This is a genomic window from Microlunatus capsulatus, from assembly GCF_017876495.1.
Classification (GTDB): Bacteria; Actinomycetota; Actinomycetes; order Propionibacteriales; family Propionibacteriaceae; genus Microlunatus; species Microlunatus capsulatus.
This window is the reverse complement of record NZ_JAGIOB010000001.1, coordinates 854,260-873,467: the sequence shown is the minus strand read 5'-3', so window position 1 is coordinate 873,467 and position 19,208 is coordinate 854,260. Positions and strand designations below refer to the sequence as shown.

Sequence of the window (19,208 nt, the reverse complement as noted above, 5' to 3'; positions counted from 1 at the left end):
CCCCCGCTCCCGCGCCCTCCGCTCCCTGAGCCTGTCGAAGGGCCTTCGACAGGCTCAGGCAGCGGGGGGACGAGCTCAGGCAGCGGGGGGACGAGCTCAGCGAGCGGGGGACGACCTCAGGCCAGGTTCTCGATCTCCACCGGCTGCACGTCGTCGGCCGGGGTGAACCCGAAGAGCCGGCCGAGGAAGTACTGCTGCGCCTCGAGCGAGCGCCGGATGTTCTCGGCCCGGCGGAAGCCGTGGCCCTCGCCCTCGAACATGATCAGCGCCACCGGCAGGCCCTTGCGGCGGGCGGCGTCGGCCATCTCCTCGGCCTGGGCCGGCGGCACCACCTTGTCCTCGGTGCCCTGCAGCAGGAGGATCGGCGCGGCCAGGGAGTCGACGTGGGTGAGCGGCGAGCGCTCGACGTAGACGTCGCGGGCCTCGGGGTAGGGACCCACCAGCCCGTCGAGGTAGCGGGACTCGAACTTGTGGGTGTCCAGGGCCAGGGCCTCCAGGCTGCCGATGCCGTAGGAGCTGATGCCGGCGGCGAAGACGTCGGTCGCGGTCAGCGCGCGCAGCGTGGTGTAGCCGCCGGCGCTGCCGCCCTTGACCACCAGCCGGTCGGGGTCGGCCCGGCCCTGGTCGCCCATGGCGCGGGCGCCGTCGGCGCAGTCGGCGACGTCCACCAGGCCCCAGGTGCCCACGAGCCGCTCGCGGTAGGCCCGGCCGTAGCCGGTGCTGCCGCCGTAGTTGACGTCGAGGACGGCGTAGCCCCGGGAGGTCCAGAACTGGTAGGACAGCGAGAACGCCGGCGAGCTGAACGACGTCGGGCCGCCGTGGGACAGCGTGACCAGCGGCGGCAGGCTGCCCTCCGGCGCCACGACGTCGGGGTTGGTCGGCGGGTAGTAGAAGCCGTGCACCGGGCCCCGCGGGCTGTCCCAGCTGACGGCCTCGGCGCGGGAGACGGCTCCGGGCGGCAGGGCGAGGTCGCTGGAGCGGCGGCGCTCGTCCCAGGCGAGCGGCTCGTCGCCGGCCGGGAGCACCGCCACGGCGAGCCCGGCCGGCCGGTCCGGGTGGTGCAGCACGGCCGCCACCCGGCCGTCGCCGACGGCGAGCGCGCTGGCCTCGGTGCCCTCGGCCGTCAGGGGGTGGAGGTCGCCGGTGCCGAGGTCGAGCAGGGCGGTCGAGAGCACGCCGCTCCGGTTCAGCGCGCAGACCAGGGTGGTGTCGTCGACGACGGCGTAGGGCGTCTGGCCCAGCACCCAGCCGGGCTCGCAGAACTCGGCCTCGGCCGGGTGCAGCGGGCGGTCCTCGCCGTCCCCGCCGGACCACGCGTAGAGGTTCCACCAGCCGCTGCGGTCGTCGACCAGGACGAGCGTGCCGCCGGGGGTCCAGCGCGGGTGCACCGCGGAGACGGACGGGCCGCCGGCGACCTGCGCGACGTCCTCCAGGCGCCAGCCCGACGCGGCGTCCCCGGCCAGCGTGCCCACGGAGAGCGCGGTGGCGTCCCAGGGCATCGCGGGGTGGTCCCAGGTGACGAAGGCCAGCCGGCCGTCCGCGGCCAGCTCGGGGGTCGAGCAGAAGTCGACGCCGTCGACCAGCACCGTGCCCGGGTCCAGGTCGGCCTCGTCGGCGGCCGGCTCCAGCGCCACGGCGACGACGGTGTTGACGCACTCCCCGGGGCCGCCGTGGTCCTCCCGCACGGCCAGCACCAGCCCGCGGTCGGGGTGCACCCGGACGTCGGCGAAGCGCAGGTCACCGGCGGGGGTGAGGGCGCGGGCGGGCCCGTCGCCGTCGACCCGGTGGAGCCGGCCGTCGGCCATCTCGGAGTAGACGACGACGCCGTCCGCCACGCCCCAGGCGCCGCCGCCGTACTCGTGCACCCGGCTGCGGACGTTGGCCCCGGGCGGGGTCACCTCGACGGCGGTCCCGCCGGCCAGCGGGGCGCGCCAGACGCTGCACCGCCCGCCCTGCTCGGCGTGGGCCTCCAGCCAGTACAGGTCCCCGCCGTCGACGTGGACCTCGGCGAGGCCGACGCTCGCGGAGGTCAGCTGGTCGACCGTCACGGGGGAGGGCCAGGAGCCGTGGGGCGCGGTGGTGGTCATGCCCTCACCCTACGGAGGCGGTGCCGCGGCCGGGCGTCCCGGCGGGCCGCGTCAGCGCTGCGCGGCGACGGCCTCGGCCCGGGTCTGCGCGGCGGAGGCCCGCCGCCAGCGCGCCTGGCTGGCCACGGCGACCACCGCGGCCAGGGCGGCCCCGGCCGCGGCGCCGCCGAAGGAGACGCCGAGGCCGTGGAAGTCGATGAGCACCCCGGCGAGGGCGGTGCCCGCCGCGGCCCCCGTGGTGTTGGCCGCGGACAGGAAGGCCTGCGCCTCGTTCAGCCGGTGCGCCGGGGCCAGGTGGTCCAGCAGGCTCTGCTGCATGATCAGCGTCGGCGCGACGGTGGCGCCGGTGACCACGAGGACGGGGAAGACCACCCACAGCGGGACGGTCGGCAGGCCCATCAGCACCGCCATCACGGCGAGCATCAGCGCGAACAGGGCGAGCAGCGTCGGGACCGCGCGGCGCTCGTCGAAGGGCCAGGCCCGGGCGCCGAAGACCAGTCCGCCGACGGCGCTGCCCCCGGCGATGGCCAGGAACAGCAGGCCGACCCGCTCGGTGCTGCCCAGCACCAGCCCGGCCGTCGCGGCGAGGGAGGTGTCGAGCTGGCCGAAGCCGATGCTCATGGCCAGCATCACCAGCAGCAGGGCGACGACGCCGGCCGCGGCCAGCGCCGAGCGGTGGTTCGGGACGGGGACGCCGTCGTCGTCCACGGCGCTCGGGCCGGGGCCGGCGGGCCGGGAACGGCGGGCGGCGTCGGTGGTGCAGTAGGCCAGGACCCCGCCGGCCATCGCGGCGGCGGTGGCCAGCAGCGGCACGACCGGCGCCGAGAGCACCAGCAGCAGCGAGAGCAGCAGGGGACCGCCGACGAACAGCAGCTCGACCGACGTGCCGTCGAGGGCGAACGCGACGCGCCGCGACTCGCGGTCGGGGAAGATCACCCGCCACGACGAGCGGAGCGCCGGGCTCATCGGCGGGTACGCGAACCCGGCCAGGGCCGCCAGCGCGACCAGCACCAGCGGGGGCGCGGAGCCCGTGGTGGCCAGGGCCAGCGCCACGACCAGCGTCGCGCTGGTCAGCGCCGTCGGCAGCAGCACCCGGACCTGGCCGAAGCGGTCCATCAGGCGTCCCCACAGGGGTGTGCCCAGGGCGCTGCCGACGGCGTAGGCGCCGGTGACGAAGCCGGCGAGGCTGTACGTGCCGCGCTCGGCCTCGACCAGCAGCAGCATGCCGAGCGGCGCCATCGAGAGCGGCAGCCGGGCCACGAAGGCGGCCAGGAAGGGGTCGCGCGCGGGGCGGTGGCGGAGCAGCCGGAGGTAGGCGCCCAGCCCGGTGCCCAGCCCGGCCGGCGTCGCAGGAGCAGGAGGGGGAGGGGGGACGCCGGGCACGTCCTCACGCTGCCACAGCCGTCGCGGAGTTGCACGTCGAAGTTCTGTGGCGCCCCCGCCCGCGTCCCGGCGCCGACCTCCGCCCCTCCTACGCTGGGCGGGGTGAGACGTCTCGCCACCACCGCCGTCCTGGGTCTGCTCCTCCTGCTCGCCGTCCCGGGGACGGCTGCCGCGGACGAGGACGACTGGGCGGTCACCCGCTACGACCTCACCGCGCGCGCCGCTTCCGACGGCACCATCGACGTCCGGGTCGCGTTCGACTTCGACTTCGCGGGCACCGCGGGCCACGGCCCCCACGTCACGCTGCCGCTGCGCCAGGAGATCGCCGGCGACCCCGACCACTACCGGGGCTTCGAGGTCACCGACGTCACCGCGGCGAGCCCCAGCGGGGCGCCCGCGCAGGTGGAGACCGACGAGGACGGCGGGGCCCTGGCCATCCGGGTCGGCGACGAGGACGTCGAGGTCGACGGCGTGCAGAGCTACGAGATCGGCTACCGGATCCGCGGCGTCGTCAACCCCGGCACCGGCGCGGGCGGCCAGGACGAGATCTTCTGGAACGTCGTCGGCGACCAGTGGGAGGTGCCGCTCAGCGCGGTCACCGTGACCCTGAGCGGCCCCGCGCCGGTGGTCGGCGCCCGCTGCGCCGTCGGCCAGGACGGGGCCGACGCCGCCTGCGCCGCCGCGGACGTGTCGGGGGACGCGGTCACCTACCGCCAGGACCGGGTCGAGCCGGGCAGCGGCCTCACCGTCGTCGCGGCCTGGCCGGCCGGCACCTTCGTCGGGGCCGAGCCGGTGCTGCTGCCGCGGCGGAACCTCGGCAACACCTTCACCGTGGCGCCGCTGACGGCGGGCCTGGCCGGCGCGGTCGCGCTGCTGGGCGCGGGGGCGGTGCTGGCCCGGGCCCGCCGGGGCGGCCGCGACCGGCAGCACGTCGGGCTGACGCCGGGCCTCGCGCCGGTCGGCGGGGCGTCCGCCCCCAGCGGCCCCCGTGACCGGCGGGCACCGGTCGCGGTCCGGTTCACCCCGCCCGACGGCGTCCGTCCGGGCGAGCTGGGCACGCTGGTCGACGAGGTCGCCCACACCCACGACGTGACGGCGACCGTCGTCGACCTCGCGGTCCGGGGGCACCTGCGGATCGTCGAGACCGGCGGACCCGGGGGGAGCGGGAAGGCCGGCGGGGCCGGGAAGGGCGCTGAGGACCGGTCGTGGCGGTTGGTCCGGACGGCGGCCGGCGACCGGCCGCGCGAACCGCTGCTGGCCTACGAGGAGCTGGTGCTCCAGCGCGTGTTCGGCTCCCGCGACGAGGTCGACCTCGACGACCTGGGCGTCTCGTTCGCCGGGGCGGTGGGGGAGGTGCAGAAGGCGCTGTACGCGGCGGTGACCGAGCAGGGCTGGTTCACCGGCAACCCGGCGACGGTCCGCGGGCGCTGGTACGGGCTCGGGGCGGGCGTGCTCGTCGCCGGCGCCGTGCTGACCCTGGTGCTGGCCCTCACCGTCGGCTGGGGCCTGGTCGGGCTGGCCGTCGTGGGAGTGGGCGTGGTCCTGCTGGTGGCCGCGCACGCGATGCCCGCCCGGACGCCGGCCGGCAGCGCCGTGCTCGACCAGGCGGTCGGCTTCCAGCTCTACCTGGAGACCGCCGAGGCCGAGCAGATCCGCTTCGAGGAAGGCGAGGACCTCTTCTCCCGCTACCTGCCGCACGCCATCGCCTTCGGCGTCGCCGAGCGGTGGGCCCGGGTCTTCGCCGAGCTCGCCGCCCGCGGCCACGCCGTGCCGCTGCCCACCTGGTATGTGGGCACCCAGCCGTTCCTCTTCGCCACGGCCGGCGGCGCGTCGTTCGCCGACACCCTCGGCGCGTTCTCCCAGGCCGCCACCACCTCGATGACGGCGGCCACCGCCGGCACCGGCGGCGCCTCCGGGATGAGCAGCGGGTCCGCCGGGGGCGGCGTCGGCGGCGGCGGTGGCGGCGGCTGGTGAGCCGTCAGCACCCGGCGCGGGCGGGCGGGGTCAGCGTCGGGCGCGCGTCCAGCCGTCGGCGGTGACGACGCCGGGGTGGTGCTCGGCGTCGACGACGGTCCGCCGGCCCTGGGTGACCGCGATGCCGTCGAGGTAGACCCCGCGGCCGGACAGGCTCGCATCCTGGGTGTAGGTCCAGCGGACCAGCGACGGCCCGGCCGGCAGCGCGGCCCTCGCCCGGTCCCAGGTCCGTCGTCCCGCGACGGCGTAGCCGCCCTCGACGACCTCGCCGCCCGCCCGGTAGGGCAGCGGGGCCCAGCTGGCGCCGTCGTCGGTGGAGACCTCGAGCGTCAGCAGGTCGCTGCTCTCGGTGTCGACCAGCTGGTCGAAGGCCAGCTCGGCCGGTCCGGTGGCGGGCACCGGCACGGTGAGCGTCGCCGTCCGGGCGTTCGCGGTGCCGGAGAACCAGGCGTCGCGACCCTCGCGAGGCTTGACCGCCAGCGCTTCCGCCATCCCCTGGGCGGCCGCGACGCGGGCTGGGTTGACGCTGCCCCAGCTCCGGCTGGGGTGCACCCGGTTCGTCAGCAGGATGACGAACGAGCGCGAGGAGAAGTCGATCACCAGTGACGTGCCGGTGTAGCCGGTGTGCCCGGCCGTGCGCTGCGAGGCGAGCCCGCCCATGTACCACCGCTGGTCCAGCTCGAAGCCCAGACCATGATCATCGCCGGGGAAGGCCGCGTTCTCGTTGGTGATCATCTGCTGCACCGACGCGGGGGACAGGATCCGGTGGCCGCCGTAGCTGCCGCCGTTGATCATGGTCTGGGCCAGCACGGACAGGTCCCGGGCGGTCGAGAACACGCCTGCGTGCCCGGCCACGCCGCCGAAGGACCAGGCGTTCTCGTCGTGCACCTGTCCCCAGACCATGCCGCGGTCCGGCGCGGTCTGGAACTCCGTCGCGGCGATCCGCGGCCGCAGCGAGGGGTCCGGGTTGTAGCCGGTGTCCCGCATCGCCAGGGGACGGGTGATCCCCTCGGCCACCAGCCGCTCCAGCGGTTCGCCGCTGACGCGGTGGACGACCTCGCCGAGGGTGATGAGGTTGAGGTCGCTGTACAGGTAGGTGGAGCCGGGCTCGTTCACCGTCTCCGCCGTCAGCGCCGCGTGCATCCGCGAGGCCGGGTCGGGGTACGCGCTCCAGAACGGCAGGAAGGCGGGGAAGCCCGAGGTGTGCGTGAGCAGCTGGCGGATGGTGATGCCCGCCTTGTCGTGGGCCGCGAACTCCGGCACGTAGCGCGCCACCGGGGCGTCGAGGTCGATCCGGCCGCGCTCCACCTGCTGCATGACCACGACGGAGGTGAACAGCTTCGAGATCGAGGCGAGGTCGTAGATCGTGTCGGTCCGCGTCGCGATCCGCTCGTCCGCCGGCAGCAGCGTCCCCGCGCCGTCGGCGTAGAGCCGGGCGTACCCGCTCGCGCGCGTCATCACCACCCGGCCCTCGTGGCCGTAGGTCAGCACGGCGCCCGGGTACAGCGGGTGGCCGTCCTCCGGGGCCTGCTCCAGGCCGGTGACGGTGTCCCAGGCCCGCTCCAGCGGCGCGGGGTCCAGGCCGGCCGACTGCGGGGTGCCGGACCGCAGCACGGTGCGCGGCGAGGGGAACCCGTCCTCGGGCTGGTCGAAGCGGCCGCCGCGTCCACCGGCCTGCGCCGGTCCGGCCGTCGCCGCCAGCGCCGCCGCGGTGAGCAGCACCGCGGCCGTCCTCAGGGTGCCGCGCATCACCGGCTCCGCGGGTAGAGCAGGTAGGCCGAGCGGGTGCGGTCGAAGGCCCGCAGCTCGTCGCGCCAGCCGGCGGTGATGGCGTCGGCGGAGGCACCCGCCTCCAGCTGGGTGCGGAACCGGTCGGAGCCGGTCAGCAGGTCCATCCAGCGGCCCCCGTCGCTGCTGCCGCCCACCAGCCGCCAGTCGAAGCCGTCGTAGAGGTCCCGCAGGGTGACGAGCATGTGGGTGACCAGGGCGACCGGGTCGACCGCGTCGGCGTCGGTGACGTGCACCTGGACGCCCCCGCAGACCTGGTTCGCGTTCTTGGAGAACGTGGGGGTGAACCAGGCCTCCCGGAAGCGGACGCCGGGCAGCCGTCGCCGGGTGAGCGCCTCGGCCCAGCGGTGGTCGACGTAGGGCGCGCCGATCAGCTCGAAGGGGAGCGTGGTCCCGCGGCCCTCGCTGAGGTTGGTCGCCTCGAACAGGCAGGTGCCCGGGTAGAGCAGCGCGGTCGTCGGGCTCGGCATGTTGGGGCTGGGCAGGATCCAGGGCAGGCCGGTGTCGGGGTACAGCATGTCCGCCCGCCAGCCCTGCAGCCGGACGACCTCGAGGTCGGCGATCCGCCGACCCGCGACCCGGGGCAGGAACTCGCCGTCGAAGAAGCGGGCGACCTCCCCGGCGGTCATGCCGTGCGCCTGGGCGATGGCGTCCAGCCCGACGCCGGAGGTGAACCCGGGCCGCAGCACGGGACCGCGCGCCCGGCCGCCGACGGGGTTGGGCCGGTCGAGGACGACGAACCGCAGACCGGTCCGGGCGGCGGCGACCATCGCCTGGTACATCGTCCAGATGTAGGTGTAGAAGCGGGCGCCGACGTCCTGGATGTCGAAGACCACGGTCTCCACGCCCGACTCGGCGTAGAGCGCGGCGAACCTCTCCGCGTCCGCGCCGTAGGCGTCGTGGACGGTGACGCCGGTCCGCTCGTCGACCGAGGTGCCCTCGGACTCCCCGGCCTGCGCCGTCCCGCGGAAGCCGTGCTCGGGCCCGAAGACGGCGCCCACCTCGACCCGGCCCGAGCCCACCATGGCGTCGACGACGCTGCCGAGGGTGTCCTGCACGACGCCGGTGGGGTTGGTGATGACGCCCACCCGCTGGCCGGCGAGGACGCGCCAGCGGTCGGCCTGCGCCACGTCGGCACCGGGCCGGACGCGGCCGGGACGGCCACCGCCGCGTCCCGTGGCAGCCGCGGTCCCCGCGGTCAGGGGCAGGGTGGCCAGCGCGCCGGCTCCGGCCGCGGCTCCTCCGAGCAGGGCCCTGCGGCCCAGGGGGTTCGACATGGGGTCGTCCTCTCGTGCGTCCGGTGCGGGTGGGGCGGTGGGCCTCAGGAGGTGAGGCCGGTGCCGAAGGGGAACAGCACCGTCGCGGGGTCGGCGGCGCTGGGGATGTCGACGGGCAGCGTGCCCTGCGGGCGGATGGCGCCGTCCAGCAGCCGGGCGACCGACTCGACGGCCACCGGGGTGGTGGAGTACGTCACCAGGTAGCTCTGCACGCCGGGCAGCACGCTGATGTCGTAGGGGTTGGCCACGGCCACCACGAGCACCCGCTTCCCGGTGGCCAGCAGGGCGGCGACCAGCTGCTGCTGGGCCGGGCTCTTCGTGGCCGAGGAGGTCATCACCACGACGGTGTCGTGCGCGTCGGCCTTCGTGACCGCCTCGGCGACGACCGCCGCGGTCGGCGTGCTGCCCGTGGTGAAGGCCTCGGCCCGGTGGCCGCGGGCGGTGAGCTTCTCGGCCAGGGCCGGCACGCCGGTGGCGCCGAACCCGGTGACCAGGGTGGAGCCGGCCGGCAGCGGGACGAGGTCCGCGTCGTCGGTGACCAGCGTCGGCGTGGCGTCGGTGATCTCCTGCGCCCGGGCCAGGTGGGCGGGCGTCCCGACGGTGCGGGCGACCTCGTGCTCCTTGACCAGCGGGTCGCGGACCACGCCGCGCTCGTACTTCATGGCCAGGATCCGGCGGACGCTCGCGTCGATGCGCCGCTCGCTCAGCCGGCCGTCACGGACGGCGTCGAGGACGGCCTGGTACTGCAGCGCGGGCTGCTGCGGGTCCAGCAGGACGTCGGCCCCGGCCTCGACGGCGCGGATGGCGATCTCCTCGTCGCTGTACTTCTTGCGCACGCCCTCCATCCGCAGGGAGTCGGTCGCGATGACGCCCTGGAAGCCCAGCTCCTCGCGGAGCATGCCCGTCAGCACCTTCTTGCTCAGCGTGGACGGGTCGCCGTTCGGCTCCAGCTCGGGGAAGGAGATGTGCGCGGTCATGATCGAGTCGACGCCGGCGGCGATCGCGGCCCGGAACGGCGGGGCGTCGATCTCCTCCCACTCCGCGCGGGTGTGGGTGATGACGGGCAGGTCGCTGTGGGAGTCCGTGCCGGTGTCGCCGTGCCCGGGGAAGTGCTTGGCCACGGCCGAGACCGAGCCGTCGGTCTGCAGCCCGCGCACCGCCGCGGTGACGTGGTCGGCCACCAGCTCGGGGCGGGAGGAGAAGGAGCGGACGCCGATGATCGGGTTCGCCGGGTTGACGTTCACGTCGGCGTCGGGGGCGTAGTCGGTGTTGATGCCGATCGCGCGCAGCTCGGTGCCGGTGATGGCGTAGGTGTCGCGGGTGGCCCGCAGGTCGCGGCCCGCGCCCAGCGCCATGGCGCCCGGGAAGACCGTGGCCGGCGGGCCGACGCGCGCGACGATGCCCGTCTCCTGGTCGGTGGCGATGGTCAGCGGGACGGCCGGTGCCTTCTTCCCGCGCCGCTCGTCGTCCGCCGGGGCCAGCGCGGCCTCCTGCAGGCCGTTGCTGAGGGCGGCGATCTGCTGCGGGTCCTGCGTGTTGTCCGACCAGGCGAAGTAGATGACGCCGCCGAGGTGCAGCTTCTGCACCGCCTCGGCCGGGGTGGCGACCCCGAAGCGGGCCAGGTTCTCCGGGGAGGCGGTGTCGGCCGTCGCGCCGGTGACGTAGGGCACGAAGAGCTGCCCCACCTTCTGCTCCAGCGTCATCTGCTGCAGCGTCTTCTGCACCCAGCGGTGCGGGCGGTCGTGGCCGCCGGGGCCGGCGGCGGCGGGGGAGGCGGTCAGCGCGGTGGCGCCCAGGACGAGGGCGGCGCCGGCGGCGACGGCGGGGACGAGGCGAGGGCGGGCCATGGAGGTCTCCGGGCTTCGGTCGACGGGTTGCGGTGCGGGGGAGTCGAACACCTGTTCTGCCGAACGTACTCAGGGCGGAGTCGTCTCGTCAACGGTTGACTTCACACCAGAATTGCGTGTCAGAAACTGACGAGGACGGTGACGGTTCGGTCACGGAGGCGCCGGATGTGCCGAACGGCCGACGGCCGGCGGGCGTCCGGGCCACGATCGGGGGATGACCACGACGCGTCTCGAGCCCGCTCCGCCGACGTCCGTGCTCGACCGGTCCTGGCTCGGCGGGACGGCCGTCCGGCTGCTGGCCTTCGTGCTGGCCGAGGTCGTCGTGCTGCTCGCGGCCCGGTCCTCGGGGCTGCCCGACCCGGCCACCGGTGCGGGGGTGCTGCTCGTGGTGCTGGCCCTGGGGCCAGTGGCGCTCGCGGCGGCGGTCGACGCCCACCGCGCACCCCGTCCGGGCCCGGTGCTGGCCCGCTGGGCCCTCGTGGCGGTGGCCGCCGGGGGGCTGCTGCTGCTCTGGGACGCCGGCACCGGGCTGCGCGGGCTGGGCGGGGTCACCGCCGTCGTCGTGCTGGTCTCGGCCGCGCTCGGCTGCCTCGCCGGCGTGCTGGCCGGCCGACGGCCGCAGGTCTAGCCCCTCGGGGTCCGCTCGTTCCGGGCCCGGTTCGCTCAGGTCTGGCCGGGGACCTCGACCGGCTCGGCGCCGCGGTCCGGCGTCGCCGGCTCGGCCGGGGTCGGCGGGCCCTCGTGGCTGAGGTGGGTGATGTGCTGCGGCACGACCACCTCGACGGCGTTGCGCTGCACCCGGAACTCGACGGGGCTGGCGGCCGAGATCTCGCCGTCGAGGTTGACCGGCAGCGGTCGGTCGCTGGTCAGCCGCACGGCCGGGGTGACGACGTGCTGCACGTGGTCGTGGTGCACGAGGTTCCCGCTGCGCAGCAGCCGGGCCAGGCTGAGGTGCTCCCGGATCCGGCCTGCGCGGACGGCGTAGACGTCGAGGCTCGCGTCGTCGATGCCGGCGTCGGGGGCGACGGTGTTGCCGCCGCCGTAGTGCCGGCCGTTCCCCACGGCGACCTGGAGCAGACCCGTCAGCTCGAGCGGCTCGCGGTCGCCGTCGGGGAACTCCAGCCGGATGTCGAAGGGCTCGTGCCGGCGGTAGGCCTGCAGCGTGGCGACGGGGTAGGCGATCGGTCCGAGCCGGCGCTTGAGACCGGGGTGCAGCGCGTGGGTGGCGCCGACGGAGAGGCCGAGCGAGGCGACGTTGAGGAAGGGTGCGCCGTTGGCGCGGCCGAGGTCGACGTCGACGACCTTGCCGGTGGCCAAGGCGGTCAGCGCGGCGACCACGCCGGGCTGCAGGTCCAGGGTCCGGGCGAAGTCGTTGGCGGTGCCCAGCGGCACGACGCCCAGCACAGGCCGGACCTCGGGCGGCAGGTCGGCCAGCAGGCCGGCGACCGCGCCGACGGTGCCGTCCCCGCCGCCGACGACGAGCAGCCGGCAGGTGGCGCCGACGGCGGCCGCCACCTCGGCCGGCAGCTGGGCCGGGTCCTCGAGCAGCACCGAGCGCATCACGGCCAGCCCGGCGGAGCGGAGCCCGCGCAGGGTGCGGCCGTAGGCGTCGGCGCCGCGCCGCGAGCTGCCGTTGACCAGCAGGGCGACGCGGTCGTGGGGGACGGGACCGGTCATCCACGAAGCGTAGGCGGCCGCCCCGTGCGCCGGCTGTGAGCCGGTGCGCCTCGGGGCCCGCGTCGTCGCCGCACCGGCGCTCCTGGTGCGGGTGAGGCCGATGGTGCAGACTAGGCAGCGCTCCACCGCGTGCAGGACCGGCTCTGAGGATGTCGGGGAAGGCAGCTCTCAGGCTGTCGGTCGATGCACGAGGAGGAACAGATGAGCACGACCCGTGGAGTCCTGTACATCCACTCCGCGCCGTCAGCCTTGTGCCCGCACATCGAGTGGGCGGTCGGCGGCGTCTTCGGCATGCCCGTGGGCGTGACCTGGACCGCGCAGCCGATCGAGCGCGCCGCCTACCGCTGCGAGTACACCTGGACCGGCCCCGTCGGCACCGCGGCGCGGCTGGCCAGCGCCCTCAAGGGCTGGCAGAAGGTGCGCTTCGAGGTGACCGAGGAGCCCACCTCGACGTCGGAGGGCGAGCGGTACTCCTACACCCCGGGCCTGGGCGTCTTCCACGCCGTCACCGGCCTGCACGGCGACATCCTCGTGCCCGAGGACCGGATCAAGCACGCCGTCAGCGCGTCCGCCGCCGGCGGCCTCGACCTCCCGACGGCCCTCGGCCAGCTGCTCGGCCAGCCCTGGGACGACGAGCTCGAGCCCTTCCGGCACGCCGGCGACGGCGGGGCCGTCCGCTGGCTGCACGAGGTCGTCTGACCGCTCCTGCACCCTGAGACCGCTCCTGCACCCCGGCGTCGGGGTGCAGCGCGGTGCTCGGGGTGCCTCACCGGCGCTGCCGCCGGAAGGCCCGGTGCAGCCGCTGTCCGAGGAGCGCCGGCTGCCACAGGTCCGCCCAGCACCAGCGCACCACCTGCCAGCCCTCGTCCCGCAGCAGGTCCTCGCGCCGCTTCTCGGCCCAGACCGCATCCTCTGGAGTCTGCCCCGGGCGCAGCAGACGGCCGTACTTCGTGCGTCCGTCGAACTCGCCGACGGTCCGGTGCTCTTCCCAGCCGAAGTCGCAGCGACCCAGCAGCCGGCCCCCGGGGTCGCGGACCTCGAGCTGCAGCTCCGGACGCGGCAGCCCGAGCCGGTGCAGCACGACGCGGCTGTGCGACTCGCCCGCGCTCTCGCTGCGGCCGTCGGCGAAGGAGACCACGCGTCGGGCGTCCGCGACGCCGGGGCGCCCGCGGGCCCGCTCGACCGCCGCGGCGAGCGCGTCCGGGTGCAGTCCCCGGTGCAGAGCGGCGTCGGCCACCGCCACGGCGTCGGCGAAGGGGAGCGTCCGGCCCAGGTCGACGACCGTGCGCGCCAGGTCGGTCACGGGCAGCCCGTCGACGGCGACGACCTCGTCGGCCAGCAGTGGCGCCGCCCAGCGGTGGACGTGCCCGCGACGGCGACCGGAGGTGGCGTCGGCGCGCGTCACGTCGACCAGGGCGGACGCGTCCGGCGGCAGCGGGAGGCCGTGCAGCACCCCCGCCGAGCGGTGGCTGACGACGCCGCCGTCGAGCAGCGGCAGCGTCGCGTGGACCATCCTTCTGTGCTGCGCGTCGGGGCCGGGATCAGCCCCGGGCAGGGCGTAGGCGCCACGGCGCAGGTGCTCCAGCTCGCCGCGGCGCACGAGCCGGCCCAGCTCGTTGTAGGCGCGGCCGTCGGCGACGAGGTCGCGGGCCAGCCGGACGTCAGGGAGGGGGTCCACGCCACCAGCGCACCAGAGCCCCGCCCCTCGGGCCACGCCCTCCGCCACATCTGTGGACAGCGGGACCTCGCCGCACCCCGAGATCGCTGCTGCACCCCGACGCCGGGGTGCAGGACGACAGCCGGGGTGCAGCGTCGCCCGACGCGCCCCGGACGCGTTACCGGAGCGCAACGCCCAGGCGGCAGACTGTCCCGGTGACGTCGGACTTCCCCCCACGCCCGCGTCCGGACACGGCCGAGCACCGGCGCCTCGCCGACTCCGCGGACGCCTCCGCGCCCTGGCGGCGCTGGGGTCCCTACGTCGCCGGGCGGCAGTGGGGCACCGTCCGCGAGGACTACTCCGCCGACGGCAACGCCTGGGACTCCTTCCCCTTCGACCACGCCTACGCGCGGGCCTACCGCTGGGGCGAGGACGGGCTGGGCGCGGTCTGCGACCGCTTCGGGTTCGTCAACCTCGGGCTGGCGCTGTGGAACACCCGTGACCCGATCCTCAAGGAGCGGCTGTTCGGCCTGACCAACGCCGAGGGCAACCACGGCGAGGACGTCAAGGAGCACTTCTGGGCGCTGGACTGCACGCCCACGCACAGCTGGATGCAGTGGCTGTACCGCTACCCGCAGGCGGAGTACCCCTACGACCAGCTCCGCCGCGAGAACGCCGCCCGGGGCCGCGACGACCGCGAGTTCGAGCTGGCCGACACCGGCGTGCTGGACGAGAACCGGTTCTTCGACGTCCTCGTCAGCTACGCGAAGGCGGGTCCGGACGACCTGCTGATGACGGTCTCGGCCACCAACCACGGCCCGGACCCGGCCCCGCTGGAGCTCATCCCGCAGCTGTGGCTGCGCAACACCTGGAGCTGGGGCCGCGACGAGCGCCGCACCTCCATCGAGCCCGTGGCCCTCGAGGACGGGCTGGGCCTGACCGCCGTGCGGCTGCCGCACGAGCACCTGGGCGAGATCCACCTGGCCGCCGAGGGCGCCCCCGAGGTGATGTTCTGCGAGAACGAGACCAACCGGCTCAAGCTCTACGGCGGCGGCATGAACGCCGCCCGCTACACCAAGGACGGGATCAACGACCACGTCGTGCACGGCGCCCGGGACGTCGTCACCCGCCGCGGTGGCACCAAGGTCGGCTTCCGCTACACGTTCGCCGCGGTGGCGCCCGGGGAGACCGTCACGGTCCGGCTGCGGATGCAGCCGACGCCGCCCGACGCGACCACCTTCGACGCCGGCTACGACGGCGTCCTGGCCGACCGCCGGGCCGAGGCCGACGCGTTCTACGCCACCGTCATCCACCCCGGGCTGGACGCCGGCGACACCCACGTCGCGCGCCGCGCCTACGCCGGCCTGCTGTGGGGCAAGCAGCTCTACCGCTACGACGTCGAGCAGTGGCTGGAGGGCGACCCGGCCGAGCCGGCCCCGGCACCGGCCCGCCGTCAGCCGGGCGCCCGGAACCTGCACTGGCAGCACCTGTCGCTGGCCGACGTCATCTCCATGCCCGACGAGTGGGAGTACCCCTGGTTCGCCGCCTGGGACACGGCCTTCCACACCATCCCGCTGGCCCACGTCGACCCGGCGTTCGCCAAGGAGCAGCTGGTGCTGATGTGCCGGGAGTGGGCCATGCACCCCAACGGCCAGCTGCCCGCCTACGAGTGGGACTTCGGCGACGTCAACCCGCCGGTGCACGCCTGGGCCGCCTGGCACGTCTACCGGATCGACGGCTACCGCGACCGCGAGTTCCTCGTCCGGATCTTCACCAAGCTGCTGCTCAACTTCTCCTGGTGGGTCAACCGGCAGGACGCCGCCGGCTCCAACCTGTTCGAGGGCGGCTTCCTGGGGATGGACAACATCGGGCTGTTCAACCGCTCGGCCCCGCTGCCGCCGGGCTTCCGGCTGGAGCAGTCCGACGCGACCAGCTGGATGGCCTTCTACTCCCAGCAGATGTTCAAGATCGCCCTCGAGCTCTCCCGCTTCGACTCGGCCTGGGACGACACGGCGACGAAGTTCCTCGAGCACTTCCTCTCCATCGCCCGGGCGATGAGCTCCTTCGGCAGCCGCAACATCTCGCTGTGGCACGAGCAGGACGGCTTCTACTACGACGTGCTGGTCGAGCCCGACGGCCGCGCGCACCCGATGCGCGTCCGCTCGATGGTCGGCCTGCTGCCCCTGCTGGGCGCGACCGAGGTGCCCTCCTGGCTGGAGGAGGAGTGCCCGGGCGTCGGGGAGCGGCTGCGCTGGCTGCAGAAGCGCCGCCCCGGGCTGGTCGGCCCGCTGCTCACCGAGCAGACCGGCGACGGCGAGGCGGGCGCGGGCCAGCGCCGGCTGCTGTCGATGGTGGACCCCGACCGGCTCCGGCGGATCCTCGAGCGGATGTTCGACCCCGAGGAGTTCCTCTCCCCGTACGGGATCCGCTCGCTGTCCAAGGCCTACACCGACCCGGTGGAGTTCGAGTTCAACGGCACCAGGACCAGCATCGAGTACGAGCCGGGGGAGAGCCGGACCGGCATGTTCGGCGGCAACTCCAACTGGCGCGGCCCCGTCTGGTTCCCGGTCAACGTGCTGCTGGCCGACAAGCTGCGCACCTACGGCCGGCACTTCGGCGACACCTTCCAGATCGAGATCCCCACCGGCTCGGGCAACCTCCGGACGCTGGTGGAGGCGGCCGACCTCGTCGACGGCGGGCTGACGGCGCTGTTCCGGCCCGTCGACGGCCGCCGGCCCAGCGACGGCGACCGCATCGAGGCCAGCGACGACCCGCTGTGGTCGGAGCACCCCACCTTCTGCGAGTTCTTCGACGGCGACACCGGCGAGGGCCTCGGCGCCACCCACCAGACCGGCTGGACGGCGCTCGTCGCCCACCTGCTCAACCCGCGGCTGCCGCCCGACCCCCGTCGGCAGGGCTGGGGCTGACCCTCCGCTCCCCGAGCCCGTCGAAGGGCCGCCCAATCCCCGCTCCCTGAGCCCGTCGGAGGGCCTGCCCGGCCGCCGCTCCCCGAGCCCGTCGAAGGGCCTGGGTTTGCCCGCCGCGGCTAGGTTGCCCGGCATGAGCTCCCGCCTGCTCCGCCGCCCCCGGACGGTCGCGGCCGCCGGGGCCCTGACCCTGGTGCTCGCCGCCTGCAGCAGCACCTCCTCGACGTCGGCCCCGCCCGCGCCGACCAGCACCGGGGCGGGGGTCGGCCTGGTCGGCTCGCCGCTCCAGGTCCCCGATGCCCTCGCCGACGGGCCGTTCGACGAGCCGCGCGAGGTGCAGGCGCCCGCGGGCTGGTCGGTGAGCCTCTGGGCCCGCGTCGACGAGGCCCGGTTGGCCGCCTGGACGCCCGACGACCGGCTGCTGGTCTCGCGTCCCGACGAGGGCGACGTCGTCCTGCTCACCCCGGGTGACGGCGAGCCCGTCAGCAGCACCCTGCTGAGCGGGCTGAACCAGCCGCACGGACTGGCCTTCGCGGGGAGCACGCTGTACGTGGCCCAGAGCGACCGCGTCGACGCCTACCCCTACGCCGACGGCGCCGTCGGCGAGCCGGAGCCGGTGGCCGACGGGCTGCCCGACGCGAAGAGCGACGACCTGCGCGGCGCCTACGCCCACGCGCTCAAGAGCGTCACCGTCGACGACGACGGCGCGGTGTACGTCTCGGTCGGCTCCACGGGCAACGTGTCCGAGGAGGACCGCAGCGCCGACCCCGAGCGTGCCACCGTCCTGCGGGTGCCGCCCGGCGGCGGCGAGCCGGCGGTGTTCGCCCGCGGCGTCCGCAACGGGACGGGGCTGTCCGTCGGTCCCGACGGCGCCGTCTGGACCGCGGTCAACAACCGCGACAACATCGCCTACCCCTACGACCGCGCGCACGACGGGGACGGCGGCTCGGACCAGGGCGAGGTGCTGGACGACTACGTCGCCGACCACCCGCTGGAGCCGCTGGCCCGGCTCACCGAGGGCCGCGACCTCGGCTGGCCCTACTGCAACCCCGACCCCGACGCCGAGCCCGGCGTCGCCGGCAGCCCGCTCGTCTACGCCGACCGGCCCTTCGTCCGCGACGTGGAGACCAACGCCGACGGCTCCCGGCTGGACTGCGACGCCCTGGCCCCGGTCGAGCAGGGGATGGGCGCGCACTCCGCGCCGCTCGGCCTCGCCTTCGCCACCGACCTGCCCGGACCACTGGGCGACGGCGCGCTGGTCGGCGTCCACGGCTCCTGGAACCGGCAGCCGCCCCGACCGCCCGAGGTCGCCTTCTTCCCCTGGCGCGACGGCGGGCTGGGCGACCAGCAGACGCTGCTCGGCGGTTTCCAGGACGAGGACGGCGACCGCTGGGGCCGGCCGGTGATGGCCGTCCAGGGTCCCGACGGCGCCGTCTACGTCACCGACGACGACGCGGGCGCGGTCTACCGGATGGAGCCGCCGGCCTCCTGAGCCCGGCTGTCGACCACGGCCGCCCCGCTGAGCGCGCCGGACAGCCCGCGGTGGCCGCGCGTGGTGAGCACCGACACGACCGCGACCACGACGACCAGCGTGGCCAGCCCGCCGACGAGGGCCAGCGGTCCCGCGCCCTGGCTGACGTCGCGGGCCGCCGTCGTCAGCGTCCAGGCGCCGCCGACCACGCCGGTCCGCAGGAGTCGGCGGCCGGGTCCGACGGGGTGCGGCCAGACGGGCTGCAGCCAGACCGCCCGCTGGCCCAGCGAGGCCGCCCGCGCGGTGAGCGCCGGGCCGAAGGTGACGACCCCGGCGACGAGGGCGGGCAGGGCCCGGGCGACGTCGTCGGTGCCGGCCGGGAGCGACCAGCCCGTCAGCTGCGCGACGACGGCGGCCAGCAGCCGCAGGGTGGCGGCCACGCCGGTGAAGACGACGCCGTCCACGACCATGCCCAGCCAGCGGCGCCGGGCGGTGACGGGTCGGGGCCGCAGCCGGTCCCGGCCGAGGTCCTCCGCCGCCGGCAGCCAGGCCAGCACCCGCCGGGCGAGCAGCGCGCCCAGCAGGGCGCCGGTGGTGTTGGCGATCAGGTCGTCGACGTCGGCCAGCCGGTAGGGGCACGGGTAGAGGCCGAACAGGGCGGTGCCCTGGGTGACCTCGACCAGCAGCGAGGTGGCCAGGCCGAGCAGCGTCGTCCGGCCCACCCCGCCGACGGCCCGGCGGACCAGCAGGCCGAAGGGGACGAACAGGACGACGTTGAAGACGACCTGCAGCGTCGCGCGGGAGGCGAGGGTGGCGGCCAGGTCGAGCCCGGCCGTCTCGCGGAGGATGTCGCCGACGAAGGCGAAGGGCACCAGCTGCGGACCCCGGCCGCCCTCGGCGGCGCACACCGTCGCGGGGTCGGGCAGCGGGAGCAGTGTGTAGGCCACCAGGGCGACCGCGTAGACGCAGGCCGCCGAGACCACGAGCACCCGGAGGGCGCTCAGCCGTCCGTAGCGCCGCTGCTGCACGACCAGCACCGGCACCAGGAGCAGCGCGAACAGCACCAGGCCGGCGGCGACCGAGAAGCCGAACTGCCAGCTCCAGCCGCCCATGCCGCCCC

13 protein-coding genes are annotated in these 19,208 nt (G+C 75.5%); 5 read left to right on the top strand and 8 right to left on the bottom strand.

Translation table 11 applies throughout. The features are described from left to right. Positions 1-116: 116 nt before the first annotated feature. Positions 117-2,087 (bottom strand): S9 family peptidase, encoded by a 1,971-nt coding sequence (locus tag JOF54_RS04000; protein ID WP_210053189.1) that lies wholly within the window; start codon positions 2,085-2,087, stop codon positions 117-119. A gap of 51 nt (positions 2,088-2,138) precedes the next feature. Next, positions 2,139-3,470 (bottom strand): MFS transporter, encoded by a 1,332-nt coding sequence (locus JOF54_RS03995; RefSeq protein ID WP_210053187.1) that lies wholly within the window; start codon positions 3,468-3,470, stop codon positions 2,139-2,141. A 102-nt stretch (positions 3,471-3,572) separates the two neighbouring features. On the opposite strand from JOF54_RS03995, the gene JOF54_RS03990 reads away from it, so the two are divergent. Beyond that, positions 3,573-5,444 (top strand): DUF2207 domain-containing protein, encoded by a 1,872-nt coding sequence (locus JOF54_RS03990; protein ID WP_210053185.1) that lies wholly within the window; start codon positions 3,573-3,575, stop codon positions 5,442-5,444. 30 nt (positions 5,445-5,474) lie between these two features. On the opposite strand, the gene JOF54_RS03985 is transcribed toward JOF54_RS03990, so the two are convergent. Genes JOF54_RS03985 through JOF54_RS03975 form a run of 3 tightly spaced genes read right to left on the bottom strand, consistent with a single transcriptional unit; the run spans position 5,475 to position 10,356 of the window. After that, positions 5,475-7,193 carry a serine hydrolase domain-containing protein gene (locus JOF54_RS03985; protein WP_210053184.1) on the bottom strand — a complete coding sequence of 573 codons (1,719 nt, stop codon included), beginning with the start codon at positions 7,191-7,193 and terminating at the stop codon, positions 5,475-5,477. After that, positions 7,193-8,509, bottom strand: coding sequence for an exo-beta-N-acetylmuramidase NamZ family protein (locus JOF54_RS03980; protein WP_210053182.1), 1,317 nt, complete (start codon positions 8,507-8,509; stop codon positions 7,193-7,195). The genes JOF54_RS03985 and JOF54_RS03980 overlap by 1 nt, the downstream gene beginning before the upstream one ends. Before the next feature lie 44 nt (positions 8,510-8,553). Then, positions 8,554-10,356, bottom strand: a complete 1,803-nt coding sequence (locus JOF54_RS03975; protein ID WP_210053180.1) for a glycoside hydrolase family 3 protein — start codon at positions 10,354-10,356, stop codon at positions 8,554-8,556. Positions 10,357-10,570: 214 nt separating this feature from the next. On the opposite strand from JOF54_RS03975, the gene JOF54_RS03970 reads away from it, so the two are divergent. Continuing rightward, on the top strand, positions 10,571-10,984 hold the full coding sequence (locus JOF54_RS03970; RefSeq protein ID WP_210053178.1) for a hypothetical protein: 414 nt from the start codon (positions 10,571-10,573) through the stop codon (positions 10,982-10,984). Positions 10,985-11,019: 35 nt separating this feature from the next. Here the strand turns inward: JOF54_RS03970 and JOF54_RS03965 are convergent, their stop codons facing one another. Continuing rightward, positions 11,020-12,033 (bottom strand): YegS/Rv2252/BmrU family lipid kinase, encoded by a 1,014-nt coding sequence (locus JOF54_RS03965; protein ID WP_210053176.1) that lies wholly within the window; start codon positions 12,031-12,033, stop codon positions 11,020-11,022. A gap of 201 nt (positions 12,034-12,234) precedes the next feature. Between JOF54_RS03965 and JOF54_RS03960 the strand changes: the two genes are divergently transcribed. Continuing rightward, a complete protein-coding gene (locus tag JOF54_RS03960; protein WP_210053174.1) occupies positions 12,235-12,732 on the top strand; it encodes a DUF3145 domain-containing protein in 498 nt (165 codons plus the stop codon). 67 nt (positions 12,733-12,799) lie between these two features. Here the strand turns inward: JOF54_RS03960 and JOF54_RS03955 are convergent, their stop codons facing one another. Further along, positions 12,800-13,711 carry a type IV toxin-antitoxin system AbiEi family antitoxin domain-containing protein gene (locus JOF54_RS03955; RefSeq protein WP_210053172.1) on the bottom strand — a complete coding sequence of 304 codons (912 nt, stop codon included), beginning with the start codon at positions 13,709-13,711 and terminating at the stop codon, positions 12,800-12,802. Between the two features lie 194 nt (positions 13,712-13,905). Here JOF54_RS03955 and JOF54_RS03950 point away from each other — a divergent pair, with 194 nt between their 5' ends. Then, complete coding sequence (locus JOF54_RS03950) at positions 13,906-16,617, top strand: MGH1-like glycoside hydrolase domain-containing protein (protein ID WP_210053170.1); 2,712 nt, start codon at positions 13,906-13,908, stop codon at positions 16,615-16,617. 133 nt (positions 16,618-16,750) lie between these two features. Then, positions 16,751-18,109: a PQQ-dependent sugar dehydrogenase gene (locus JOF54_RS03945; protein WP_210053168.1), complete on the top strand. Its 1,359-nt coding sequence runs from the start codon at positions 16,751-16,753 to the stop codon at positions 18,107-18,109. Here JOF54_RS03945 and JOF54_RS03940 read toward each other — a convergent pair. Next, positions 18,082-19,200 carry a VanZ family protein gene (locus tag JOF54_RS03940; RefSeq protein ID WP_210053166.1) on the bottom strand — a complete coding sequence of 373 codons (1,119 nt, stop codon included), beginning with the start codon at positions 19,198-19,200 and terminating at the stop codon, positions 18,082-18,084. The genes JOF54_RS03945 and JOF54_RS03940 overlap by 28 nt on opposite strands. Positions 19,201-19,208: the final 8 nt, after the last annotated feature.